The following is a 21,954-nucleotide window of genomic DNA, read 5'->3' on the forward strand; positions in this document are numbered from 1 at the left end:
CGACGACCCGGCAAAGATCTATTGATGGCCGCATATCAGATCTGCGTTCGTTGCGAGAGCCGCTGGCCCGTGTCATACCAGGCGCGGCAGTGGTGCCCGTCGTGCCGCGGGTTACTGCTCTCGCCCGTCGACACCCATGTTGCGGTTCCTCCGAATCGACGGAACTTCCGCTGGGTCGTCCGACCACAGCAGAGCGAGCCCGCGGAAGACACAGCCCCCCGCGCACCGCAGTCCACGGCGACACCCTCATACGACGAGATTCCGCGGTGGGGACTGCTCGACCGGCCCCGACCGCACGACGAGGAGCCGACCCGAGCCGAGACACTCGCAGGCCTGGCACCCACGTTGCTGGCAGGTACGGCTGCGGTGTTCGGACTCGCGGCCGTCGCTGAACTGGCCCGATACGTGTTGCTGCTGGTCAACCGCACGCGGCTGATCGAACCGATCGTCCTGGCCCTGTCGGACTCGGCTGTGTGGGCCACTCAGATCGTCGGTCCGCTCGTCGCACTCGCTGCCGCGGTCGCGTCGGGTCTACGCCTGATCGAGGTTCGTGGACGCGTGTTCGCCGACCACGGCACCTCCGATCCCCGCTCGCCGGGTTCGGTGCTGTTCGGTGTGGTGGTGCCGGGCGTCAACCTTGTGCTGCCAGGGGTGTTCCTCACTGAGATCGCCCACGACAGACCGCGGATCCTGCGTGCCGTCCGGATCTGGTGGGTGCTGATCGTGTCGAACGCGGTGCTGTTCGTGTTCGTCCTGTTCTGGCGTCAGCGTGATGCGCTCCAGGCCAGGGCCGACGCAGTGCTGCTGACCGCTGTGGTGGCTGCCATGGCCGCGGTGGTCGCGCTGGGGGCGCTGTACGTCGTTCGTTTGTTCGACGGAGCCGACCTGTGGGGCCGACCCCTCGAGCATCGTCGATTCACCACGGCGACCGGGCCGGCGTATGCGCCGATCGCCGAGATCGTGCCCGCGGGTGCTGTTCACGAGGACGAGCATCGGTCTCCGGTGGTGACGCAATGACGGAGTTCGCCGTGCCGCGCGTCGTCGCCCACCGCGGATCGTCCGCAGCGAGGGCGGAACACACTCTCGCCGCGTACGAACTCGCGCTCGAGGAGGGCGCAGACGGGCTCGAATGCGACGTGCGGCTGACCCGCGATGGTCATCTCGTGTGCGTCCACGACCGCACGATCGACCGGACCTCGACGGGTACCGGTGTCGTCAGCGAGATGACGCTCGCGGAGCTGTCCGAATTCGACTACGGGCGGCCGGGAGAACCCGCGAGCCTGCTCACCCTGCGTCAGCTCATCGAACTGATGATGGACTTCACGAGCGTGCCGGTGAAGCTGTTCGTCGAGACCAAACATCCGGTACGCTACGGCGCCCTCGTGGAGGCGAAGGTGCTCGCCGAGCTGTCGCGGTTCGGGCTGGCAACACCGCCGTCGGCGGATTTCTCCCGGGTCGTCGTGATGTCGTTCGCCGCGAGCGCAGTCTGGCGGATCCGCAGGCAGGCGCCGCTGCTGCCCACAGTTTTGCTGGGAGAGACGTCCCGCTACCTCGGCGGCAGTGCCGCCACGACCGTCGGTGCCACTGCGATCGGTCCGTCCGTCGCGACATTGCGCGAGCATCGTGATCTCGTCGACAGGGCCGCTCTCGCGGGCCGGGCGACGTACTGCTGGACGGTCGACGAGCCACAAGACGTGGAGTTGTGCCGCACGCTCGGCGTCGGCTGGGTGGCCACCAATCACCCCGGACGCACCAAGGCTCAACTCGAGGCAGTGCCCGGCGTGTAGTTTTGCGCCGTGGCGAAGAAGAGCAAGAGAAACAGCGGACCCAAACCCGGCAGCAATCGCGCCGCGAAGCTGGAGCAGCGCAGGCTGGAACGGGAAGCGTCGTCCGGCACGTCGTCCCGGCCGTTCGAAGGCCTTGCCCTCGAACTCGATCTCGTGGCGTTGCGGGAGTTCGTGCCGTCCGCACTCGTCGATCTTCCGGTCGCGGGTGGCGGACGCCGGGTGGTCGGCGCGACCATCCTCCCGGGCGGTGTCGCGGCACTTGTGCGTGAGGAAGGAGACGAGGTCGTCGGGTACGTCGGGCTGCAGTTGGCGACGTTCGGTCCCGACCCTGCGGGCGAACTCGGCGCGGCAGTCGAGTGGGCCCTCACAGCGGAGCCCGGGACGTCGTTGAAGGTGGCAGAGCCGACCGAGGATTCCCCGCGCCTGCAGGATCTGCTCGTTGCCGACGAGCTTCCGTCGATCACCGTGCACCAGGATTTCCAGTGGTGGATCCCGGAAGGTGTCGAGGCCGCTCCCGACGTCGCGCAGACGCTGCAGCAAGCCAACGCTGCCGTGATGCCCTCGGCGCGTCTCGACGGTGACGAACTCGTCGCGGCGTGGTGGGTCGACACGGGAGAGAAGGCACACCTGCGCTGGATTCGTCCCGAGGACGAGGATGCGCTGATGACGGCTCTGTCGCGTGTGCACGCCGCCGGTGGACTACATCTGGGCGAGGGCTCGAGGTTTGCGGGTTCGTTCCGCACTCACGGCCTGCTGGTGCCCGTGTTCGACCTCGATCGTGAGAAGCATCCCGACGAATGGGTCGCGGCGACGCTCGAGCTCGACGCCCGACTCGATGCAGCGCTGGCCGACGAGTCGCCGCTCACCGTCGCCGAGCGAGGCTCACGCGACGGCCTGCGCAGCCGCCAGGTCACGTTGCGCTGATCTCAGCTCCCCAGAACGACCAGAGGCCGCATTCACACAGTCGACACTGTATGAATGCGGCCTTCCGGGCGAACGGCAGCGGGGCTGGCCAGATGCTGCCGCCGGCAGGCCGTGCCTCTAGATGCTGCCGCCGGCAGGCCGTGCCTCTAGATGCTGCCGCCGGCAGGCCGTGCCTCTAGATGCTGCCGCCGGCAGGCCGTGCCTCTAGATGCTGCCGCCGGCAGCCAGGGGAGCATTGATGCTGGACGGACGGTCCTTCGAGTTCAGCTCGCGTGCGACGAAGTCCTCGAGGTTGAAGAGGTTCTCGCCTGCACGATCGGCGACGGTGAGCAGCGTGGTGACGGTCGCGACCTCTTCGACCTGTTCCTGGAGGAACCACTGCATGAACTGCTCGCCCAGGTAGTCGCCTTCCTCGCGCGCAGTGCGGGCGAGCTCGACGATCTGCTCGGTGACGGCCTTCTCCTGCTCGAGGGCCAGTGCGATGGGCTCACGAGCGCTCTCGAACATCGACTGCGCGGCGTCCACACCGGTGAGATCGACGGCGATGTCGCGGTCCAGGAAGTACTGGACGATCATCATGGCGTGATTGCGTTCTTCGACGGCCTGCGCGTAGAAGTGCTTCGCGAGCTGCGGCAGATCGGCATTGTCGTAGAAGATCGCGGTGGCGATGTACTGATGCGACGCATTGAATTCGTTGCGAATCTGGTCGTGCAGAAGCGAATGGAATTTGGTCGTGCGAGATTCGCCCATTGTTGTCATGCCGACGACGTTAATGCAGGTCAGGGATTATTTCATCCAAGCATTGGCTAGACTCATTTCTCGGAGTATTGCCTAAGCTGGGCTATTTCAGGATTGGCTAACCCAAGATCATTCAGCCTGATCGGGCACCGAATTCGACGATTTTCCCTCGGCCCTGCAACGAGAAATCTGGGCCATCCCCGAGGGTAGTAGAGGTGCGCCCACCTTCTCGGGCGCCCCGGCGAGTTCACGTTGCACGAACGTCTCGAGCCGGAACAGATTGTCGCCCGCTCGGCGAGCTGTCGTCGCGAGGGAGTTCATCGTCGCAACCTCGGCGACCTGCTCCTGCAGGAACCACTGCACGAACTGTTCTCCCAGGTAGTCGCCCTCTTCGTGGGCTGTTCGGGTGAGTTCGGCGATGTCGTCGGTGAGCCGGTTCTCGCACTCGAGTGCGAGCGCGAGCGGTGCCTGCACGTCGGTGAATCCCGAAACGGTGGGGCAGACCGCGGGTAGATCCACCGGCATATTCCGGTCGACGAAATAGCGGATCACCCTCAGCGCATTCCGACGTTTCTCCTCCGCCCGAGAGTAGAAATGGGCAGCCAGATGAGCCAGATCGCGGTTGTCGAAATACACGGCGACCGCCACGTGCTGGTACGACACATCGAGGAAATTCCCGATTTCACTGTGCAACAGAGTGTGAAACCGTGTCGAGAGTTCCGTGACTGTGCCCATGATCACAGGTTAGACGGTCGCCGGAAATAGGTCATGGTGCGGGCGCGAATGGATCCTCCGTCGACGTCGTCGGTGCGAATGGATCGGAGCGATGTCGGCAACCGCCGGGAAGTCATCAAGATCGCTTTGTGGGCTGCCGTGATGGAAGGGCGTCATTGTATGATGAAGATATGCCTGATAAGCCCGTGTCCAGGTCCACGCGGACCGGTGCTCTCTCGAGGACTTTGCCGATGAGTCAATGGTCAGGATCCGGAGACGGCGTAACTGAGATTCTCCCCCTTTTTCGGGATGTCACTCCGCGCACCGCCCCCCCGGAGATGCCGCCGAAGCGAGCAGAGATGACGGCTCAGCGCATCGTGCGGATGATCAAGGATGAAGGGCTGAAACCCGGCGACCCGCTCCCGATCGAATCCGAAATGTACGAGGCGTTCGGAGTAGGCAGAAGTACGCTGCGTGAGGCCTTGCGGGTGCTGGAGCAGCAAGGTGTGATCACGATTCGGCCGGGTCGCGGAGGCGGTCCCGCGGTTGCGTCTCCCGATTCGCGTCACCTGGCCAGCACGCTTGCGCTGATGATGCAGTTCTCCGAAACACCCTTCCGGTCTGTGCTGCAGACGCGCGAGCAGATCGAACCCATCGCCGCTATGTTGTGTGCGCAGAACAGGGACCAGCGAGTACTCCAGGGGCTGCGCCAGTCCGTCGATGCAATGCAGGCGAACCTCTCCGATGAAGAGAAGTTCCTCTACGAGAATCATCGGTTCCATGAGCTGATCGCAGAGGGTGCACAGAATCCTCTGATCACCTACTTCTTGAACTCGCTCGACTGGATCATCGATGGGGCGAAACTGGGCGTGACCTACAGCAGGGCGTCACGCAAACACGTGGCAGAGGTTCATGACGAGATCTGTGAAGCGATCGACGACGGCGACGCCGACCGTGCTCGGGAAGTAATGGCACGCCACATGAGCGAAACTCGTGGCTACCTCGAACGGAAGTATCCCAAGGTGCTGGATCAGGTGTTGACGTGGGAGATGTTCGGAAGCTGACTACCTGCTCGTAGGTGTCTGCTCAGCTCCGGTGCGCTCGGATCCAGGCCGCGATCTGCTTCCGGGACCGCACACCCAGCTTGGCGAAGATTGTCTCGACGTGATCCTGCACCGCCTGTTGCGACAGTGAGAGCCTTGTCGCGATGGAGCTGTTGGACAGGCCCTTCGTCACCAGTTCTGCGATCTGCTGCTCGCCTTCGGTGAGTTGCGCATCCGCGTCGGCCCCGTCCGTTTTCCGATAACCCTCTGTCAGTGCGTATTCGATGGCCTGCTCGAGACCCAAACGTGCTCCCTTTCGACGGCGGGCACGAAATACATTTGATCCCAACAGTTCATTCGTCGAACGTTCGCACTCGGCGTGGTACACGCGAAGCTCGTGGAACAAGAGCGGAGAACTCCCCACCTGGGACCCGAGCGAATCCGCGGCACCGAGCAGGATGGCTGCCCGCTCCGGGTCTCGGTCGTCGTGTGCAATCCACGCAAGCACTTCGAGAGCAACAGCGGCAACGAGTGGTTCACTCACCAGCTCGCAGAGCTGCAGACACTCTTCGATCGAACGCGTAGCGCGGTCGAGCTTGCCCTGCCGGTATTTCGCCACACCGAGGCCCCACAGGCAGTAGGAGCGATATACCGCTTCGTCGCGCGGCTCAGTGATCGCGAGGACTTCTTTGTAGCATGTAATCGCCTGCGCGGTACGTCCTCTCAGCTCGTACGAGACGCCGAGCATGAACTGGGACCACACTCGAATCCTGATTCTGTCGCTCGTACTGAACACCCGAACGGCGACTTCCAGATGCGAGGATGCCTGAGGTGCATTGCCGCTGTAGAGGGCCAGGAGTCCCTCGGCATGCTCGATGTATCCGTCGCTGACCGGATCGTCCAAGCCCGTATTCAGTGCCTGTGCAGACGCGATCAGGTCGGCTCCGGCGTCGAGATCACCCTGTAATTCGGCCAGCACGCTGTTGCAGCAGATCGCCCTGATTCGCTCCGGCGTCGCCTGGACGGGGCCAATATCCAATGCGCGATCCAGCCAGTACCGCCCTTCGCTGAAGAGGTTTCGTGCGAACCAGAACGGGAAGAGCGCCACCGCGATCTCGAGTGCGGCATCGGATCCGGCACGACTCGACGCCAGACGCACGAATTCCATGGCCTCTCTGAGGTTGGACTGTTCTTGATCCAGGCGGGTTAGCCATTCCAATTGGCGGCTACCGATCCAGTCGGCCTCCGCATCGACTGCGAGTTGGCGGTACCAATCGTAATGGCGGCGCCTGAGATTCGAGTACTCGCAGGACTCAATTGTCTTCTCTCGACCGAATTCTCGGATGGTCTCCAGCATCCGGAACCTGATCCGGCCGGCGAGCTCGTCCCGGATCAGAATCGACTTGTCGACCAGTGAGGAAATGACATCGAGTAGATCATCGGACGAGAGGTCCTCGAGGCAAATGTTGAGTGCAGCATCCAGTTCGAAACTACCGGAAAAGACCGACAGCTGTGCCCAGATGCGTTGCTCGACGGGGCTGCAGAGTCCGTAGCTCCAATCGACAGACAATCTGAGAGTCTGCTGGCGGGTGGGTGCTGCTCTGTTTCCCCGGGTCAGCAGCTTGTATCTATCGTTCAACCGCTGCAGAACCTGGTCGACGGACATCGCGCGCAGTCGGGCTGCCGCGAGTTCGATGGCCAGAGGTAACCCGTCGAGGTGCCGGCAGATCTGAACGACAGTGTCGAGGTTCTCGTCGGTGAGAGCGAACCCCGGCACGGCCGTGGACGCCCGGTCTTCGAACAGCAAGATGGCATCGTAGGCAGGGGTTCCCATCAATTCCGGCTCATGCTCGGGATCGGGCATGGCCAGGGAGGGAACGCGCATCACCGATTCTCCGGCGAGATTCAGAGGTTCACGACTCGTTGCCAGGATCGTGACACCCGGACACGTCGTGATGAGCGACCGCACGAATTCTGCGACCCCGTCGATCAGATGCTCGCAATTGTCCATCACGAGCATGAGGCGTCTGGGTGCGAGGAAGTCGACTATTTCCTGGGTCGGATCGGCACTGCTGGTGCTCAGGCGAAGACAGTCGGCGACGAAATTGGGAACCAGTGAGGGATCGAGCAGTTCGCCGAGTTCGGCCAACCAGACCCCATGGGGGAACCGATCGCGCATCTCTGCGGCAAGTCGCAGTGCAAGACGAGTCTTTCCGACCCCGCCGATACCCGTCAGTGTAAGGAGTCGAACTGCCTCGAGAGTGGTTCTTGCAGAAGCAAGTTCATCGTGTCGTCCGACGAAGTTGGTTGCATCCAGTGGCAAGTTTCCTGCAGCGCCGCCACGCAGCACCGGTGTATGGACCTGCCCCGATGTGAAGGAAGCGGGGGTAGTGGGCAGTCGGACGCCCGGTAGTTCTCCGTCATCGTCGGGCAGGGCCATTTCATCGACAACAAGCCCGTGGCGTGCTTGAATCCCGCGCAGTTCCTCACCGAATGCCACGGCCTGCTGCGGACGATCCGAGGGATCGAGGGCCATCGCGTGTTCGATCACCGCAGCCAGATCAGCGGGAACTCCCTGTTCCCGCAGGTCAGGGATCGGGTGGCTGGTGATTCGAACGAACTGGGCGACGATCTGCTCGCCGGTACGTCGTTCGAATGCGGCGTGGCCCGTCAACGCACAGAACAACGTTGCACCCAGACTGTAGACGTCCGACGCCTCGGTGGGAGCGGAACCCCTGAGGACCTCGGGGGATGCAAAAGATGGTGACGCGAGGACCGCATCTGCGGATGTTTCGAACCCACCCGTGATGTGTGCGATCCCGAAATCGGTCAGGGCAGGTTCACCGTAACTGGACAGCAGTATGTTTCCGGGTTTGACATCACGGTGCAGGACCCCCAGCCGGTGGGCGGACGCTACGGCGCCGGCCATCTTCACCCCGAGGCGCAACACCTGCTCAACCGGGTACGGACCGGAACGGCGGATCAGCGAATCGAGCGAGCCCAATTGGTGATAGGGCATCACGATGAACGGGTGACCGGTGGCCGTGACCCCGACCTCCAACACATTGACGATGTTGGGATGACCGGTCAGTCGCCCCATGGCGCGCTGTTCACGCAGGAATCGGGACCGATTCTCTTCGTCCAGGTCGTGTGTCAGAACCTTCACGGCGACGGTACGGTCGAGAGCCGGTTGGAGGCACCGGTAGACCACCCCGAATCCGCCGCGTCCGATCTCGTGCGCATCGGTGAGGCCTAGGCCATCCAGCTCGGCTTCGATGGCGGGTGGTTCACCCTGCTGCGTCCGATCAGAATCCGAATCGACCATCGAGCTCACCGGATGCCCTGTAGAGCTGCCACAGGGAGCAGTCCGCTCCACGCCCATTGGTGAAGCGTGTTTCCAACGGTGACTCCTCTGAACTCCCTCGGCAGGCAGCGGACGAAGGTCCTGTACCTGGAGGGACCTTCTCCCTCCTTAGAAGACTCTTTCCTCCCGGAAAGGCTCTGTCAAGAGAGGCGCGCCTCCGCCTCGCCGATCGGCCCGGTACCGATCGGACGAGGGCGTACTACGCGGCATGAGGATGCAGGCGACGCGCATGAGGTTCGACTCAGATGTACAGAGCGATCTCCTCGTCCTCGAGTTCGACCTTGTACACGCGCGCGCGAAGCTTCAGCTGGGGGGCGATGACGGACTTCCCGTCCGAAAGATTGAACTCGTAGCCGTGCCAGGGGCACCGTACGATTTCGCCTTCTCGACCCCACTCGTACATATCCGGTGCGCTTTCGAGCATCATCCCGGTCGGGGGAAGTGTACACAGGGGCGCGCCCTTGTGTGGGCACGCATTACGCATCGCGTGCAGGGTGCCGCTCACGTTGAAGACCGCGATCTCGGTGCCGTCGACCTCCACGACCTTGCGGGTATCGTCCGGGAACTCGTCCAGTTTGCCGATCACGTGGCGTGTCATTTCGTACTCCAATCTCGGATGAGACCGATCCAGCAGAAGGACCGGTGAAAGAAGCTCGCGTCAGAGCCGTTCGATGAGCGTTGCCGTACCGAGACCGCCGCCGCAGCACATGGTCACCAGTCCGAAGCGGGAATCCGTGTTCTCCAGCCGATTCACGATCGTCGTGAGTAGTCGAGCACCGGTAGCGCCGAGTGGGTGGCCGATCGCAATTGCGCCACCCCAGGAATTCACCCGGTCCATATCCGGCCGGAACTCGCGCTGCCAGGCCAGAACCACCGACGCGAACGCTTCGTTGATCTCGATCGCGTCGAGGTCGCCGATAGTCAGGTTGTTTCGTTCGAGGATGCGGGCAGTTGCCGGGATGGGGCCGGTCAGCATGTCGACGGGGTCGACTCCGAGAACGACCTGATCCACGACTCGAGCGCGAGGCCGGAGCCCGAGCTCCTCCGCAAATTCTGAGCTGGTCAGAAGCACCGCGGCGGCACCGTCGGACATCTGCGAGGAGTTGCCTGCAGTGACCGTTCCGTCCTTCGAGAAGACGGGTTTCAACGCTGCGAGTTTCTCGGCCGTCGAATCCGGCCGGATGCCTTGATCGGCATCGATCTTGGTGCCGTCGACATCGATGGGATGAATCTCCCGGCCGAGATGACCGTCGCGGGCCGCCGCCGCGGCGCGCTGGTGCGACAACGCGGAGAACTCGTCCATCTCGACGCGCTCGATCCCGTAGCGATCCGCCAACCGTTCGGCAGCGACACCCTGCGACACCAGTGGGTACCGTGACCGGAGTTCGTCGGTGAACGCCTGACCGAACTGTTCCTGCGTACCCTGATGCACGCGGAAACCGTTGCGGCCCATGTGTTCAATGCCGGCTGCCACCACTGCTCGGTCGATACCGGCAGAGATCGACGACGCAGCGAAGTGCGCTGCCTGCTGACCGGCGCCGCACCGAATATCCACCGTCGTCGCGCCGGTGGACGACGGTAGTCCCTTCTGCAGCCAGGCTGTCCGGGCGATACCGGAGGACTGTAACGCAATCTGATTGGCGCACCCGGTGATGACGTTGTCGATGCCTGCGGGGTCGATGCCGGCTCGTTGCACTACGCCTTCGTAGCATTGACCGAGGAGATCGGCGGGATGGACATCGCGGAACACGCCCTTCTCGGCGTGCCCGCGTCCTACCGGAGACCGGACGGCATCGATGATGAGGGAATCCTGAGCCACGTTGCGGCTCATCGCTTCTCGGCCGGGGTCTGCGCTTCGTTCGCCAGTACAGTGGCGACGAGAGTCTTGGAGATGCCGAGTCGCAGAACTTCCGACGATCCTTCGTAGATCCGCATGGGGCGAGCCTGACGGTAGAGCCGTTCGAGTTTCGAATCGCGGACCAGCCCGAAGCGGCCGGAGATCTGCACCGCGCGGTCGGTGATGTGGCCCGCGGCCTCGCTTGCAACCAACTTGGCCATGGAACTCAGATGAATCGATGCGGCCGGATCCACCCGTGCGGAGTCGGCCGCCTTGTAGGTCAGCAGTCTGGCTGCCTCGAGCTCGGCCCAGGAAGCGCCGAGCATATCGGCGACGGCGCCGAGTCTGGCGAGTGGTCGCCCGAATTGTATCCGCGTGCCCGCGTGCCGGGCTGTCTCGTCGAGGGCTGCCTGAGCGAGGCCGATCGATGCGCCTGCCACCGACACCCTGAACACCGCGAGGGTCGCGAGCACATGATCCATGGCCGTTCCGGGATCCCCGATACGGTTGGTCTCGGAGACCTCGACGTTGTCGAAGGAAAGTTCTGCCAGAACGTGCGGAGCGATGATCTCCGGCGTCGGAGTCACCGTGAGTCCGGGGGCGTCCGCCGGGACGAGGAACAGGCTCAGTCCCGCGTCCTCACGTGCGAGGACGCTGTAGAAGCCCGCTGCACCTCCGTTGGAGATGAACGACTTGTTGCCGTCCAGTATGAGTCGATCACCGTCGCGCCACACCTCGGTGACGATGTTCTTCAGATCGGAACCGGTGTCCTGCTCGGTGAGTCCGAGGCCCGCGAGAACGTCGCCCGAGGCCACCTGGGGCAGCCATCGATCGCGGAGCGCGTCGCTACCTGCGCGTGCAAGTCCGAAACTGCCGATGCCCTGCAGGGCAAAGAGGGAATCGAGGTGTGCCGATGTTCCCATCAGAACTTCGCGCACGACGCAGACGGCGAGTGGGTCGACCGAGTCGAAGCGCCCACCCCACCTGCTGGGGACGGTCAGTGTCCACAAGCCACTGTCGGCCAGTAGTTTGCGCATGCCCTCGTGCACGGTACTCATTGCATCGGCCTCGACGGCGAAGGGTTCGGCCGCGGCCGCCAGTTCGATCGCCTCGTCGCGGATGGCAAGATACGTTTTGTCCAGTTCGAAAGCCATCGTTTTCCTTGTCTCTATTGCTGCGGAACGTAATTCAGAGATCCAGCTTGAGGCAGGTGCCCTTGGATCGGGAGACGCAGATCATCATGCATTCGCCGCTCTCGCGTTCATCTTCCGTCAGCACCACGTCGTGGTGTTCCGGCGTGCCTTCGAGCACGACGACTTCGCAGGTGCCGCATGTGCCCTCTTCGCATGACGCATCGACCTCGATGCCGGCGTCGGTCAAGATCTCGAGGATGCTCTTGTCTGCCGGAACCTCGAGGGTCATACCCGACTGTGCGAGTTCCACCGTGATCGGACGCGCGTGCGTCAGATCGGGGAGATCGGCTCGGAAGCGCTCTACGTGCAAAGCCCCTGTGGGCCACACCGAATCGCAGCGTCCCTCGATCGCGTTCAGAAGCGGTTCGGGTCCGCAGCAATAGATCGCGCCGTCGGGTTCGGGGCACCCCAGCTCGCCGGCCAGGTCGAGAAGTCCGTGGGTGTCCTGTGGCCAGAGGGTCACTTTGCTGCCGTAGCGGGACAGTTCGTCCTGAAAAGCCATCGACTCCAGTGAACGGCCCCCGTACAGCAGAGTCCACGGAATTCCGGTCGCCTCGGCAACTCGGATCATGGGCAGGATCGGTGTGACACCGATTCCACCGGCAACGAACTTGTATGTTCGTGCCCCCTCGAGCGGGAAATTGTTGCGTGGTCCGCGACATTTCACCTTCGAGCCGGTCGGAAGGTGATCGTGGATGTAGTCGGAGCCTCCACGGCTGTCCGGTTCCCGCAGGACCGCCACCGTCCAGGTCCGGCGATCGGCCGGATCCCCGCACAGCGAATATTGGCGGGACAATCCGTTGTCGAGATTCATCTCGAGATGTGCGCCGGGTGCCCAGTTCGGAAGCAGCTCACCGGTTGCCGATGTCAGATCCAACGCCACGATATCTGTCGTCAGCATCCGGCGATCGCTGATCGTGAGGTCGAGATCGACTTCGGAGTCGTTTGTCGTCAGCAACACATTCATGACTGTGGAATCCAGCTCAGTTGAGGCGGTCACCGTAGAACTCCCTCGGATTGTCGACCATGATCCGGTGCTGGAGGTCCTCAGGCAGACCGGCGAAGACGTTGGTCGGGTCGTTGTAATTCCAGTGCGGGTAGTCGGAGCTGAACATCAGGACCTGCTCCGCATTGATCATGTCCATCAGTGCGGCCAGATATTGTTTCCTGGGCGGCTCGACGAACGGCTGCGTGGTGAAACGCATGTTCTCATTGAGGTATTCGCTGGGGTGGCGCTTGACCCAAGGAATCTCGTCGCGCAAGCCGTACCAGTCGGCGTCGAGTTTCCAGCTGAGCTCCGCGATCCAGGCGATACCGCCCTCGGCGATCACGACCTTGAGCTCCGGGAACCGCTCGAACACGCCGTGGCACAGCAAACTTGCGGTGTTCGCCTGATGTATCTGGCCCAGCAGTGCATGCCACTCGATGTAGAACGTGGGGGTGCCTGCCATGCGGGGCGCACGGGCGTAGACGTTCTCGGTTCCACTGGGGTGGACGCAGATCGGCAGCCCGTGGCGTTGCGCTGCTTCGTAGATCGGGTAGTAGTGCTTCTCGCCCATGAGGATGTCGTGGAGCGGCATGAGGATCTCGACGATCCCGGGCCGGTCGGCCATCCGGTTGATCTCCTTGACCGCAAGTTCCGGATCCTGTGGAGCAATGACCAGCGCGCCACGGTACCGCTTGTCGAACTGGAGCCAGTGTTCACACATCCAGTCGTTGTAGGCCGAGGCGATGGTGGCGGCGACCTGCGGGTCCGGCATTGCGCCGATGCCCAGCAGGTGCCCGGACAGCAGGATCGCACGGTCTATGCCGCGCCCGTCCAGAAGCTGAGAGGCAGTGAACGCGGGGTCGGTGGCCGGCGGCTTGCCGGGCTGCGCGGTGTCTGCGCGCATTCCTCCGGAGGAGTTGATGTAGAGGTAATCCAGCGGCAGGTGGAATTGTGACGCCACCGTGTGGCCGCCACCCATTCCGGCGCCGATGCGTTTCTGCCATGCCGTGCTCATGTACGGCACCAACGTGGCCAACCCATGCTCCATGTAGGGATGGACATCGGAATCGACGATCGACAGCGACTGCTTCTTCTCGTCGGTGACAGGGGCTGCATGTGTGGTGGTCATGGATATTTCCTCGCTTCGGCGGCAGCACTTAAAATAGGACTATGTTATCTACCTTACAGAGACTTGATCGGGTTGTCGAGATCTGAGTCACACCTGGCCGGTGAAGGCCGTGTGGCATTCGAGTGTCGGCGCCGAGTCGGGCATTGACGGATCAAATATTACTATGTTATATGTAATATGGTGTTATTTGCATCACAGAACCTGCCTCAACAAAGCGAATCTGAGAGGTCCAGATGTCATCCTTCGTTGCCACCACCGGAACGCTCGACGTAGACATTCCCGCACTTGACAAGGTGTTCATCGCAGGCGAGTGGGTGGAGTCCACCGGAAGCGGACACATCGACGTGATCATGCCTTCCACCGAGGAAATCGTGGCCACTGTGCCGTCGCCCACTACGGAGGACGCCGACGCTGCGGTCGCCGCCGCGCGTGCCGCTTTCGATGACGGCCCCTGGCCACGCATGGCGGTCGACGAACGGGCACGAATCTGTCGTGTCTTCGCCGACGAGCTGGAATCGCGACTGGACGCGCTGAACCGCGCGTGGACATTCGAATCCGGATACACCCGAGCGCACGGTGAGATGATCAACTCTGGTGCGGGAAGTGCGATCTGGGGTCACGCGATCGAGATTGCTCCGACCTTGAATTGGGAGGAGATCCGCACGAATGCGTCCAGCGAAGTGATGGTGCAGCATCAGCCGATCGGGACGGTTCTGGCGATTCTGACCTACAACGGGCCGGTTCCGTTGATGGGCATGAAAGTGATTCCGGCGCTGCTCGCCGGGTGCCCAGTGGTGGTGAAGTTCGCCCCCGAGTCACAGCTGACGGCCAGATTGATTCTGGATGCCGCCGAGGCCGCGGGATTCCCCGTGGGCGTCATCAGCGGTCTTGCCGCTGAGCTCGACACCAGCAAGTACCTCGTTCGGCACCCCGGCATCGACATGGTCCACATGACCGGCGGCACCGCGGTGGCGAAGGAAGTCGTGAAGGAGACCTCGGAGCGTCTTGCGCGCGCCGGGCTCGAACTCGGTGGCAAGTCGCCGGCGATCATCGCCGATGACGTCGACATCGACGAGGTCCTGGCCACGCTTGTTCCCGGCGCTGTCGGCGGATGCGGGCAGGTCTGTGTGGCTCTGTCGCGAATTCTCGTCTCCCGCAGCCGGTACGACGAGGTCGTCGGCAAGCTGGCGGCGGCGTTCGACGCCATCAAGGTCGGTGACCCGTTCGATCCGACTTCGGATCTCGGTCCGTTGGCGAACAAGCGTGCCGTCGAGAGAACCGAGCGGATGCTTGCCACGGCCATCGAAGAGGGCGCGGTGGTAGCGGCCGGCGGTAAGCGACCGGACGGTCTGGACCGCGGACACTATTTTGCGCCGACACTGCTGCGTGATGTCACCACCGACATGGAGATCGCGCAGGAAGAGGTCTTCGGGCCGATCACCGTGGTCATCGCGTATGACGATCTCGACGATGCGGTGCGTATCGCAAACGACAGCAAGTACGGTCTCGCCGCGTCGGTGTACGCGAAGGACCGCGCCAAAGCGCTCGAGATTGCGCGTCGAATCCGCTCGGGTGGTGTCGCGCTCAATCTCGCGGGATGCTCGCTCACCGAACCCTTCGGTGGCGTCAAACAGTCCGGCTGGGGACGCGAATGCGGTGCCGAGGGGATCCTCGAGTTCACCGAGACCAAGCAGATCCTGCTCAGTGGGGCGTACTCGGCCTAGCGTCCAGGAGACCATGAGGGTGGGGACGAGCCGATCGGCTCGTCCCCACCCGTTTCACGTGCCTGGGTGCAGACGGTCAGCGGCCGTGGAGCTCCCACGCGACGACCTGATCCATGACGTTCGGGAACTTCTCCTCGAAGTAGGCCGCCGTCTCCCTCATATGGTGTTTCATCGCCGCTTCCGCTTCGTCCGACCGGCGTGATTCGATCGTCCGGTAGATCGCTTCGTGCACGGAAAGCACAGAGCGGCGAGCGCTTTTCGTGAACTGAACACCCAGTGGCGCACCGTCGAGTATCCAATCCAGGAGTTGGATCTATACATGATCAACGGGTTGCCTGCGCCGCCGGCCACGAGAGTGTGGAAGCGGTTGTTCTCGCGGAGGAAGAGCGCCTCGTCATCGATATCGGTCACCGACTCTTCCGCAGCTCGACCACAGAGCGGAAGGCGGTGTCCGAGCACTGCATCAGCAATGCCATCGTGCTGGCCAGGTGTCTCGAATCGGGCGCAGCGACCATCGGGCCACCACCCCGTCCCGGCCGGATTGCGACCACGCCGAGAAGCTCGAGGATTCGCAGTGCCTCGCGGAGCGTACTCCGCCCGACACCGTGGGACGCGCACATCCTGGGTTCGGTCGCGAGTGGATCGCTGACCGCCATACGGTGCTCCTCGTTGCGTATGCTTCCGTCGGTCCTGTGGAGCTGGGCCGAATGCGGCCGTCGGTCAGCGGCCGGTCCAGACGGGGGCCCGCTTTTCGGCAAAAGCCGCAGCGCCTTCCTGTGCGTCCGACGATCGACGAACCGGATCGACGATCTCTTCCTGGCGGTCGAAGGCTTCTGTCGTCGTCCAGTTGCCGGACTCGACGATCACCTTCTTCGATGCCTGCACTGCGAGAGGGCCGTTGGCGCCGATCTCCTCTGCAAGTGCAAGTGCCGCGTCGAGTGCGTGGCCCGATGAGGCAATTCGGTTGACCAGTCCTTTCTCTGCGCACCACGCGGGGGTGAGCGACCGGCCGGTCAGGGCAGCTTCCATCGCCAGGTGGTACGGGATGCTGGACGGTAGTCGCAGTAGTCCACCACCCGCGGCGGTGAGTCCACGCTTGACTTCCGGAAGGCCGAACACGGCATCTTCGGCTGCGACGATCAGATCGCACGACAACGCAATCTCGAACCCTCCGCCTACGGCGGCGCCTTCGACGGCGGCAATGAGTGGAGTCTCAGGCGGCATGTGCACCAGACCGAACGGCCCGCGCTTGGCATCGATCGGCCGTTCTCCCTTTGCGCGGAATGCCTTCAGATCCATTCCTGCCGAGAAGAACCCACCCGCACCAGTGATCACGATGACCCGGCAGTCGGGATCGTCGTCGAGCGAATCCAGCGTGCGTGAAATTGCTTCAGCGGTGGACAGATCGACGGCGTTGCGCGCGGCGGGCCGGTTGATCGTCAGTACGACCACCCCGTTCGCGTGTTCCTGGACGAGCAGTGATTCGACTGCTTCGGTGGTGGTCATCGTGCTGCCATCCGGATCGCGCCGTCGAGTCGGATCGTTTCTCCGTTGATCATCGAGTTCTCCATGATGTACGCGGCGAGGTCGCCGAATTCTGCGGGATCGCCGAGGCGGCTCGGGTGCGGCACCGACTGCCCGAGCGACTCGCGCACATTTTCCGGGAGTCGCGCGAGCAACGGAGTGTCGAAAATCCCAGGGGCGATGGTCGCCACCCTGATCTGGTACATGGCGAGGTCGCGTGCCGCGACGATCGTCATGCCGACGACACCGGCCTTGGACGACGCGTAAGGAATCTGTCCGATCTGCCCTTCCCATGCGGCCACCGAGGCCGTCATCACGATGGCTCCTCGGTCACCGTCGAGTGGCTCGTTCCCAACCATGCGTGCAGCACTCAGTCGTAGGACGTTGTAGGAGCCGATGAGGTTGGTCCGAATCACGCCCGCGTAGTTTTCGAGCGGATTCGGGTTCCCTTCCTTGTCCAGGATTCGCATGGTGTGACTTCGGCCGGCGCAGTGGACCACCGCGTGCAGTGGACCGTGGGTCTGCGCACGATCGAGTGCGGCCGACACCGAGTCTTCGTCGGTGACATCGGCGGGCGCAAACTCGGCGCTGCCACCGAACGTGGCGGCGATTTCCTCGCCCGCTGAAACGGGTAGGTCCAGGATGGTGACGTGTGCTCCACGTGTGGCGAGGGCGCGTGCGCTGGCCAGTCCGAGGCCGGATGCACCGCCGGTCACCAGCGCGGAGGTTCCATCGAGATTCACAGTGCTACTCCTTCGGCTTCAACCGCTGGGGTCTCTTCACATAATGCGTTTAACATGGATAATATAATCATGTTTAAGGGATTGTCGAGAGCTTCGGCCGATTGCCGAAGTCGAGCGCAGCGTTCGGGGGTGCGCGGTGGAATGAACCTACGAACCCCTCTTCTCGAGAGCTTTTAATATGACTATGATATCACCATATATATGGCATTTCGTTCGTTGAATACCAAGTAGCCGAGGAGGGGTGACGTGGGCGAGACACTGCTCGAACGGGAGATGGAGCATCCGCAGGAAGTCGTTGCTGAGCGCGACGGCAGGAGGATCATCATCATGGACTCCGCGCGCTGGGTCGACGAGAGGAACACCGACCGCGATGTCGTTCTGCCTGCGTCGTATATCGGTGTCCTTCCGGCGCGTATGTGCGCGGTCCATCGCCCACGCGGCGTGATCGGACACGACGCGTGTGTCGGTAAGGACGGCGCAGGAATCGCCGGTCTCTGGTATCTGGAGGCGCTGGGAATTCCCGCTGCGACCGCGGACGGTATGACGGTCGAGATGGGCAACGGTCGCGACCTCTACGAGAGTGGCCGAATCTCCTATGTGAACTATCACGCGGAGTGTCTCGGTGTCGGCGTCGGCATGCCCGTCCGACAGGCAGCGGAGTTGCTGCGGGACAACGAATTATCCGACAGATCGGTGGGAAACAAGATCCGGCGGGAGATCGTCGAAGAGCTTCCGGACGGTCGGCGGATCGTCGTCACCGACTCGATCGTGTGGGCACTGCCGGAGGACGCCGGCCGCAGTGTCATGGTTACCGCCGGCCACACGGGCCGCAGCGGTGCGAAGTTCTTGCTCGAGGCCGACCCCTGGGCCTTCATCTGCCACGACGGGGGCATGTCGAAGAACGAATCCGGCATCGTCGGATTGCGTACTGCCGAGGAAGCAGGTCTTGCCGGGGCGTGCATCGACGGACGGACGGCTCCGATCGGCGATGCCTTCCGAGGCTTCCGTGAAGGACTGGTCAGCGCCTGCAACGGACCTGCCCGCGAACGCGGTGTCGCTATCGGTATGCCCGTCTCGGAAGCCGCACACCTCCTCCTCGTCGGCGGCAGATGATGGACGTACAACTCGAGCGCCCGTTGCCGTCCCCCAGTGAACTGACGGCTCCCTTCTGGGCGGCCGCTCACGAGCGCCGCTTGGTCCGCCCGGTCTGCGATGACTGCGCGCACAGTTTCTTCACTCCGCAGTTGATCTGCCCGCACTGCCTCAGCGAGAAGTGGAGTTTCCGGACCAGCACCGGCCGCGGGACCGTGTACAGCAGCACCATCGTTCACCGCTCGCCCTCGCCGGCACTGCCCGCGCCGTACGAAATCGCGATCGTCGACATGGACGAGGGCTGGCAACTCTTGACGAACATCGTTCCGGCGGCGGATCGGCCGACTCCGATCGGCTCTCGCGTCGAGGTGACGTGGGTCGAGATCGACGAGGAGTTCACGTTCCCCGCATTCCGCGCAATCGATACAGAGGACTGAGATGAATATCGGACTCGCGTTCAGTAGAAATGCTCGCCGGGAGCCGCAGAGCACAGCATGTTTCGCCGGGTCGCGTTCGCTCTCGTGGGAGCAGGTGAACGAACGTGCGTGCCGCCTGGCCAATCTGCTTGTCGATCGCTACGGGGTGGCCCGCGGCGATCGCGTCGCCGTGCTGGTGTCGAACCGACTCGACGTGGTGGAACTCGTCGGCGGGTGTGCCAAGGCCGGTGCTGTGTATGTGGGACTGAACTTCCGTCTGGGCGAACCCGAGTACGCCGAGATCTTCGCCAACTGCACCCCCAGAGTCATTCTTGCCGACGCAGAACTTGCGCCGATGGCACGGAGGCTCACCGAGGGTTCGGATGTCGTCGTCCTCGATATCGACGAACCGGGCGAGTACGAGGCCCAGCTGAGCGAATCCTCCGCTGCGACGCCGGATACCGAGAGCCGGGTGCAGTCCGAAGACGACTTCTGCATCGTGTACTCGAGCGGGACGACGGGGCGTCCCAAGGGAATTCTCTTCAGTGTGGGTGCGACACTGCAGCATTCTGCGGTCGCAGTGACCGAGTACGAGCTGTCCGGCCAGTCGCGGTGGATGATTGCGATTCCGCACAATTCGAGCATGCAGATCACCATCGCACCGCTCGTTCTTCTCGGTGGAGCGATCGGATTCGCGGATTCGCGGGGATTCAAACCCGAGAGGTTCGCGGACGAGGTGCGTTCGAACGCCGTCACGCACACGTTCCTGGTGCCGACCATGCTGATCAGGCTGCTCGAATCCGATGTCCGCCCCGAGACGATTCCGACGCTCCGGACCATCGGGTACGGTTCTGCGCCGATCGCTCCCGATCGAGTGGCTGCTCTGGTCGAGCGATTCGGGCCGATCTTCGTCCAGTTGTACGGAATGGCAGAGGTTGCGTCGATCGGCACCATGCTCCGCAAGAGCGATCACGCCCTGGCAGCAGACGGTCGACCGGAACTGTTCTCCACGTGCGGCAAGGAATCCCTGGCGGTCATGGTGCGGCTGGTCGACGAGGTGGGTGTCGACGTAGAGCCGGGCAAGCCGGGAGAGATCGTTTTCGGGACGCCCTACACCATGACCGGCTATTACCGTGAACCGGAGAAGACCGACGAAGTACTCATCGATGGATGGATGTATTCCGGTGATATCGGGCAGTGGAGTTCCGATGGGTATCTGAAGATCGTCGGGCGGAAGAAGGATCTGATCATCCGAGGCGGCTTCAACATTGCGCCGACGGAGATCGAGAACGTACTGACGTTGCATGAGCGGGTGCGCGAGGCAGCGGTTGTCGGACTCGAGGATCCGGAGTGGGGTGAAGCGATCGTTGCGGCGGTCGTTGCGAACAGTTCGCCGGCGCCTTCGGCGGAGGAGCTCACCGAATGGTGTAGAGCGCAAGGGCTCCCGAGCATCAAGATCCCGGAGCGGATAGAGGTGTGGCAGGACCTTCCGCGCAATGCGGTCGGCAAGATCACCAAGGCGCAGGTGCGCGAGAAGTTCGGCGCTCCGGCCGGTGTGTCGTGACTGCGCGGCACCCGTTCCATGACATAGCCGTCGTCGGTGTGGGCATGACCCAGCAGGCGCGCAGTCTCGAGATGAACTCGTTGACCGCGAGTGTGCAGGCCGCCAGATCGGCCCTCGCCGACGCGGGAATCGACAAAACCGAGGTCGACGGCATCTGTGCCCGCTGGCCGGGGCCGGGTGGCACCGTTTTTCAGCCCGGTTCGGCGGACTGGGCGGGCTTGCTGGGCATACCGGTCCGGTGGATCGGTGACACATACCCGCAGGGCGTGCCCGCCGTTCTCGACGCCGCTGCGGCGATTGCGACCGGTCAGTGCCACACGGTCCTGATCACCGGCGGTCAGGCAGGCGTGATGAATGCCGAAGCCGGCCGTGTCGCGTCCTACACGCGCCCCGCGAACGAGTTCGTCGAACCGTTCGGATCGTTCACGACAGCCCAGTTCGCGCTCGTCGCGCAGCGTTACCTGCACACATACCCGCAGGCGCGGGAGGCGATGGCACATGTCGCCGCGACCATCCGCAATACCGGAGCCGGCAATCCGAACGCCGTCATGGCCGGCCGCGGGCCGTACACGGCCGAGGATGTGCTCGCCGCACCGAAAGTGGTAGATCCCTTCACGAGATTGGAAGTGTGTCTGGCGAACGAGGGTGCTGCTGCCCTGGTAGTCACCTCTATGGAGCGTGCCCGTGACTTGCCTTCGACACCGGTCCGGATTCTCGGAGGCGGCTCCGAATGGATGCGCCAGCAGTACGTGGACCCGCCGCGATACGACGATGTCTGGATGATCGGCGCCGATGCATCGCGACGTGCATACGCGACCGCCGGACTCTCTCCCCACGATCTCGACTTCGTCCAGTTGTACGACGTCAACTCGGCAGAAGTACTGAGGCAGTACGAGGCACTCGGTTTCTGCAAGCAGGGCGACGGTGGGGCGTTTGCACTCGACACCGGCATCGGAATCGACGGAGGTCTTCCGACCTGCACCGACGGTGGAGTCATGTCCTTCAGTCATATCGGCTGGGGAGCACCGACATTGAAGATCATCGAGGCGGTCCGGCAGATTCGCGGGGTCAGCGGGAACAGACAGGTCGAGGGGGCCCGAACGGGTCTCGTGGCCGGAGCCGGGTCCGGCGCGCAGTACTACAACGTTCTGGTGCTGGGCGCCGAAAACTGAAG

Annotated in this window: 21 protein-coding genes; 9 read left to right on the forward strand and 12 right to left on the reverse strand. The window is 63.2% G+C overall.

Annotated features, from left to right (window positions below):
- Nucleotides 1-24: 24 nt before the first annotated feature.
- The 3 genes from Q7514_RS11395 to Q7514_RS11405 are packed head-to-tail and all read left to right on the forward strand — an operon-like array spanning nt 25 to nt 2,711.
- Nucleotides 25-1,017 carry a DUF4328 domain-containing protein gene (locus Q7514_RS11395; RefSeq protein WP_330133359.1) on the forward strand — a complete coding sequence of 331 codons (993 nt, stop codon included), beginning with the start codon at nt 25-27 and terminating at the stop codon, nt 1,015-1,017.
- On the forward strand, nt 1,014-1,787 hold the full coding sequence (locus tag Q7514_RS11400) for a glycerophosphodiester phosphodiesterase (protein ID WP_330133360.1): 774 nt from the start codon (nt 1,014-1,016) through the stop codon (nt 1,785-1,787). The genes Q7514_RS11395 and Q7514_RS11400 overlap by 4 nt, the downstream gene beginning before the upstream one ends.
- 9 nt (nt 1,788-1,796) lie before the next feature.
- Nucleotides 1,797-2,711: a DUF5926 family protein gene (locus tag Q7514_RS11405; protein WP_330133361.1), complete on the forward strand. Its 915-nt coding sequence runs from the start codon at nt 1,797-1,799 to the stop codon at nt 2,709-2,711.
- Nucleotides 2,712-2,915: 204 nt separating this feature from the next.
- Here the strand turns inward: Q7514_RS11405 and Q7514_RS11410 are convergent, their stop codons facing one another.
- Nucleotides 2,916-3,470 (reverse strand): ferritin, encoded by a 555-nt coding sequence (locus Q7514_RS11410; RefSeq protein WP_330133362.1) that lies wholly within the window; start codon nt 3,468-3,470, stop codon nt 2,916-2,918.
- A gap of 108 nt (nt 3,471-3,578) precedes the next feature.
- Nucleotides 3,579-4,184: a ferritin gene (locus Q7514_RS11415; protein ID WP_330133363.1), complete on the reverse strand. Its 606-nt coding sequence runs from the start codon at nt 4,182-4,184 to the stop codon at nt 3,579-3,581.
- Between the two features lie 338 nt (nt 4,185-4,522).
- Between Q7514_RS11415 and Q7514_RS11420 the strand changes: the two genes are divergently transcribed.
- Entirely contained in the window at nt 4,523-5,227 is a 705-nt protein-coding gene (locus Q7514_RS11420; RefSeq protein ID WP_330133364.1) for a FadR/GntR family transcriptional regulator, read from the forward strand.
- 22 nt (nt 5,228-5,249) lie between these two features.
- On the opposite strand, the gene Q7514_RS11425 is transcribed toward Q7514_RS11420, so the two are convergent.
- From Q7514_RS11425 to Q7514_RS11450, 6 genes are all read right to left on the reverse strand, one after another.
- Nucleotides 5,250-8,531 carry a protein kinase domain-containing protein gene (locus Q7514_RS11425; RefSeq protein WP_330133555.1) on the reverse strand — a complete coding sequence of 1,094 codons (3,282 nt, stop codon included), beginning with the start codon at nt 8,529-8,531 and terminating at the stop codon, nt 5,250-5,252.
- 280 nt (nt 8,532-8,811) lie between these two features.
- Entirely contained in the window at nt 8,812-9,168 is a 357-nt protein-coding gene (locus Q7514_RS11430; protein ID WP_330133365.1) for a Rieske (2Fe-2S) protein, read from the reverse strand.
- Nucleotides 9,169-9,228: 60 nt separating this feature from the next.
- The gene (locus Q7514_RS11435) at nt 9,229-10,389 is read right to left on the reverse strand and encodes a thiolase family protein (protein WP_330133366.1); all 1,161 of its coding nucleotides are present in this window, start codon (nt 10,387-10,389) and stop codon (nt 9,229-9,231) included.
- An 8-nt stretch (nt 10,390-10,397) separates the two neighbouring features.
- Nucleotides 10,398-11,561: an acyl-CoA dehydrogenase family protein gene (locus tag Q7514_RS11440; RefSeq protein ID WP_330133367.1), complete on the reverse strand. Its 1,164-nt coding sequence runs from the start codon at nt 11,559-11,561 to the stop codon at nt 10,398-10,400.
- Nucleotides 11,562-11,595: 34 nt separating this feature from the next.
- On the reverse strand, nt 11,596-12,600 hold the full coding sequence (locus tag Q7514_RS11445; RefSeq protein WP_330133368.1) for a PDR/VanB family oxidoreductase: 1,005 nt from the start codon (nt 12,598-12,600) through the stop codon (nt 11,596-11,598).
- Entirely contained in the window at nt 12,584-13,717 is a 1,134-nt protein-coding gene (locus Q7514_RS11450; RefSeq protein WP_330133369.1) for an amidohydrolase family protein, read from the reverse strand. The genes Q7514_RS11445 and Q7514_RS11450 overlap by 17 nt, the downstream gene beginning before the upstream one ends.
- Nucleotides 13,718-13,950: 233 nt before the next feature.
- Between Q7514_RS11450 and Q7514_RS11455 the strand changes: the two genes are divergently transcribed.
- The gene (locus tag Q7514_RS11455) at nt 13,951-15,441 is read left to right on the forward strand and encodes an aldehyde dehydrogenase family protein (protein WP_330133370.1); all 1,491 of its coding nucleotides are present in this window, start codon (nt 13,951-13,953) and stop codon (nt 15,439-15,441) included.
- A 76-nt stretch (nt 15,442-15,517) separates the two neighbouring features.
- Here the strand turns inward: Q7514_RS11455 and Q7514_RS11460 are convergent, their stop codons facing one another.
- From Q7514_RS11460 to Q7514_RS11475, 4 genes are all read right to left on the reverse strand, one after another.
- Nucleotides 15,518-15,754 (reverse strand): FCD domain-containing protein, encoded by a 237-nt coding sequence (locus tag Q7514_RS11460; RefSeq protein ID WP_330133556.1) that lies wholly within the window; start codon nt 15,752-15,754, stop codon nt 15,518-15,520.
- A 94-nt stretch (nt 15,755-15,848) separates the two neighbouring features.
- Nucleotides 15,849-16,097 carry a FadR/GntR family transcriptional regulator gene (locus Q7514_RS11465; protein WP_330133371.1) on the reverse strand — a complete coding sequence of 83 codons (249 nt, stop codon included), beginning with the start codon at nt 16,095-16,097 and terminating at the stop codon, nt 15,849-15,851.
- Nucleotides 16,098-16,161: 64 nt separating this feature from the next.
- Nucleotides 16,162-16,947, reverse strand: a complete 786-nt coding sequence (locus tag Q7514_RS11470) for a crotonase/enoyl-CoA hydratase family protein (protein ID WP_330133372.1) — start codon at nt 16,945-16,947, stop codon at nt 16,162-16,164.
- The gene (locus Q7514_RS11475) at nt 16,944-17,708 is read right to left on the reverse strand and encodes an SDR family NAD(P)-dependent oxidoreductase (protein ID WP_330133373.1); all 765 of its coding nucleotides are present in this window, start codon (nt 17,706-17,708) and stop codon (nt 16,944-16,946) included. Before Q7514_RS11475 ends, Q7514_RS11470 begins: the two co-directional genes overlap by 4 nt.
- 246 nt (nt 17,709-17,954) lie before the next feature.
- Between Q7514_RS11475 and Q7514_RS11480 the strand changes: the two genes are divergently transcribed.
- Genes Q7514_RS11480 through Q7514_RS11495 form a run of 4 tightly spaced genes read left to right on the forward strand, consistent with a single transcriptional unit; the run spans nt 17,955 to nt 21,952 of the window.
- The gene (locus Q7514_RS11480) at nt 17,955-18,821 is read left to right on the forward strand and encodes a hypothetical protein (RefSeq protein WP_330133374.1); all 867 of its coding nucleotides are present in this window, start codon (nt 17,955-17,957) and stop codon (nt 18,819-18,821) included.
- Nucleotides 18,818-19,237: a Zn-ribbon domain-containing OB-fold protein gene (locus tag Q7514_RS11485; protein ID WP_330133375.1), complete on the forward strand. Its 420-nt coding sequence runs from the start codon at nt 18,818-18,820 to the stop codon at nt 19,235-19,237. Before Q7514_RS11480 ends, Q7514_RS11485 begins: the two co-directional genes overlap by 4 nt.
- Nucleotide 19,238: 1 nt before the next feature.
- Nucleotides 19,239-20,780 carry a class I adenylate-forming enzyme family protein gene (locus Q7514_RS11490; protein ID WP_330133376.1) on the forward strand — a complete coding sequence of 514 codons (1,542 nt, stop codon included), beginning with the start codon at nt 19,239-19,241 and terminating at the stop codon, nt 20,778-20,780.
- Complete coding sequence (locus Q7514_RS11495; protein ID WP_330133377.1) at nt 20,777-21,952, forward strand: thiolase family protein; 1,176 nt, start codon at nt 20,777-20,779, stop codon at nt 21,950-21,952. The genes Q7514_RS11490 and Q7514_RS11495 overlap by 4 nt, the downstream gene beginning before the upstream one ends.
- The last annotated feature ends 2 nt before the right edge of the window (nt 21,953-21,954 follow it).

The organism is Rhodococcus artemisiae (assembly GCF_036327795.1).
Lineage (GTDB): Bacteria > Actinomycetota > Actinomycetes > Mycobacteriales > Mycobacteriaceae > Rhodococcus > Rhodococcus artemisiae.

Coding starts and splice junctions, on each gene's coding strand:
- Q7514_RS11440 (WP_330133367.1), bottom strand. CDS start 11,561: ATGGCTTTCGAACTGGACAAAACGTATCTTGCCATCCGCGACGAGGCG.
- Q7514_RS11430 (WP_330133365.1), bottom strand. CDS start 9,168: ATGACACGCCACGTGATCGGCAAACTGGACGAGTTCCCGGACGATACC.
- Q7514_RS11410 (WP_330133362.1), bottom strand. CDS start 3,470: ATGACAACAATGGGCGAATCTCGCACGACCAAATTCCATTCGCTTCTG.
- Q7514_RS11455 (WP_330133370.1), top strand. CDS start 13,951: ATGTCATCCTTCGTTGCCACCACCGGAACGCTCGACGTAGACATTCCC.
- Q7514_RS11485 (WP_330133375.1), top strand. CDS start 18,818: ATGATGGACGTACAACTCGAGCGCCCGTTGCCGTCCCCCAGTGAACTG.
- Q7514_RS11395 (WP_330133359.1), top strand. CDS start 25: ATGGCCGCATATCAGATCTGCGTTCGTTGCGAGAGCCGCTGGCCCGTG.
- Q7514_RS11470 (WP_330133372.1), bottom strand. CDS start 16,947: ATGACCACCACCGAAGCAGTCGAATCACTGCTCGTCCAGGAACACGCG.
- Q7514_RS11400 (WP_330133360.1), top strand. CDS start 1,014: ATGACGGAGTTCGCCGTGCCGCGCGTCGTCGCCCACCGCGGATCGTCC.
- Q7514_RS11425 (WP_330133555.1), bottom strand. CDS start 8,531: ATGGTCGATTCGGATTCTGATCGGACGCAGCAGGGTGAACCACCCGCC.
- Q7514_RS11415 (WP_330133363.1), bottom strand. CDS start 4,184: ATGGGCACAGTCACGGAACTCTCGACACGGTTTCACACTCTGTTGCAC.
- Q7514_RS11450 (WP_330133369.1), bottom strand. CDS start 13,717: ATGACCACCACACATGCAGCCCCTGTCACCGACGAGAAGAAGCAGTCG.
- Q7514_RS11490 (WP_330133376.1), top strand. CDS start 19,239: ATGAATATCGGACTCGCGTTCAGTAGAAATGCTCGCCGGGAGCCGCAG.
- Q7514_RS11420 (WP_330133364.1), top strand. CDS start 4,523: ATGACGGCTCAGCGCATCGTGCGGATGATCAAGGATGAAGGGCTGAAA.
- Q7514_RS11465 (WP_330133371.1), bottom strand. CDS start 16,097: ATGGCGGTCAGCGATCCACTCGCGACCGAACCCAGGATGTGCGCGTCC.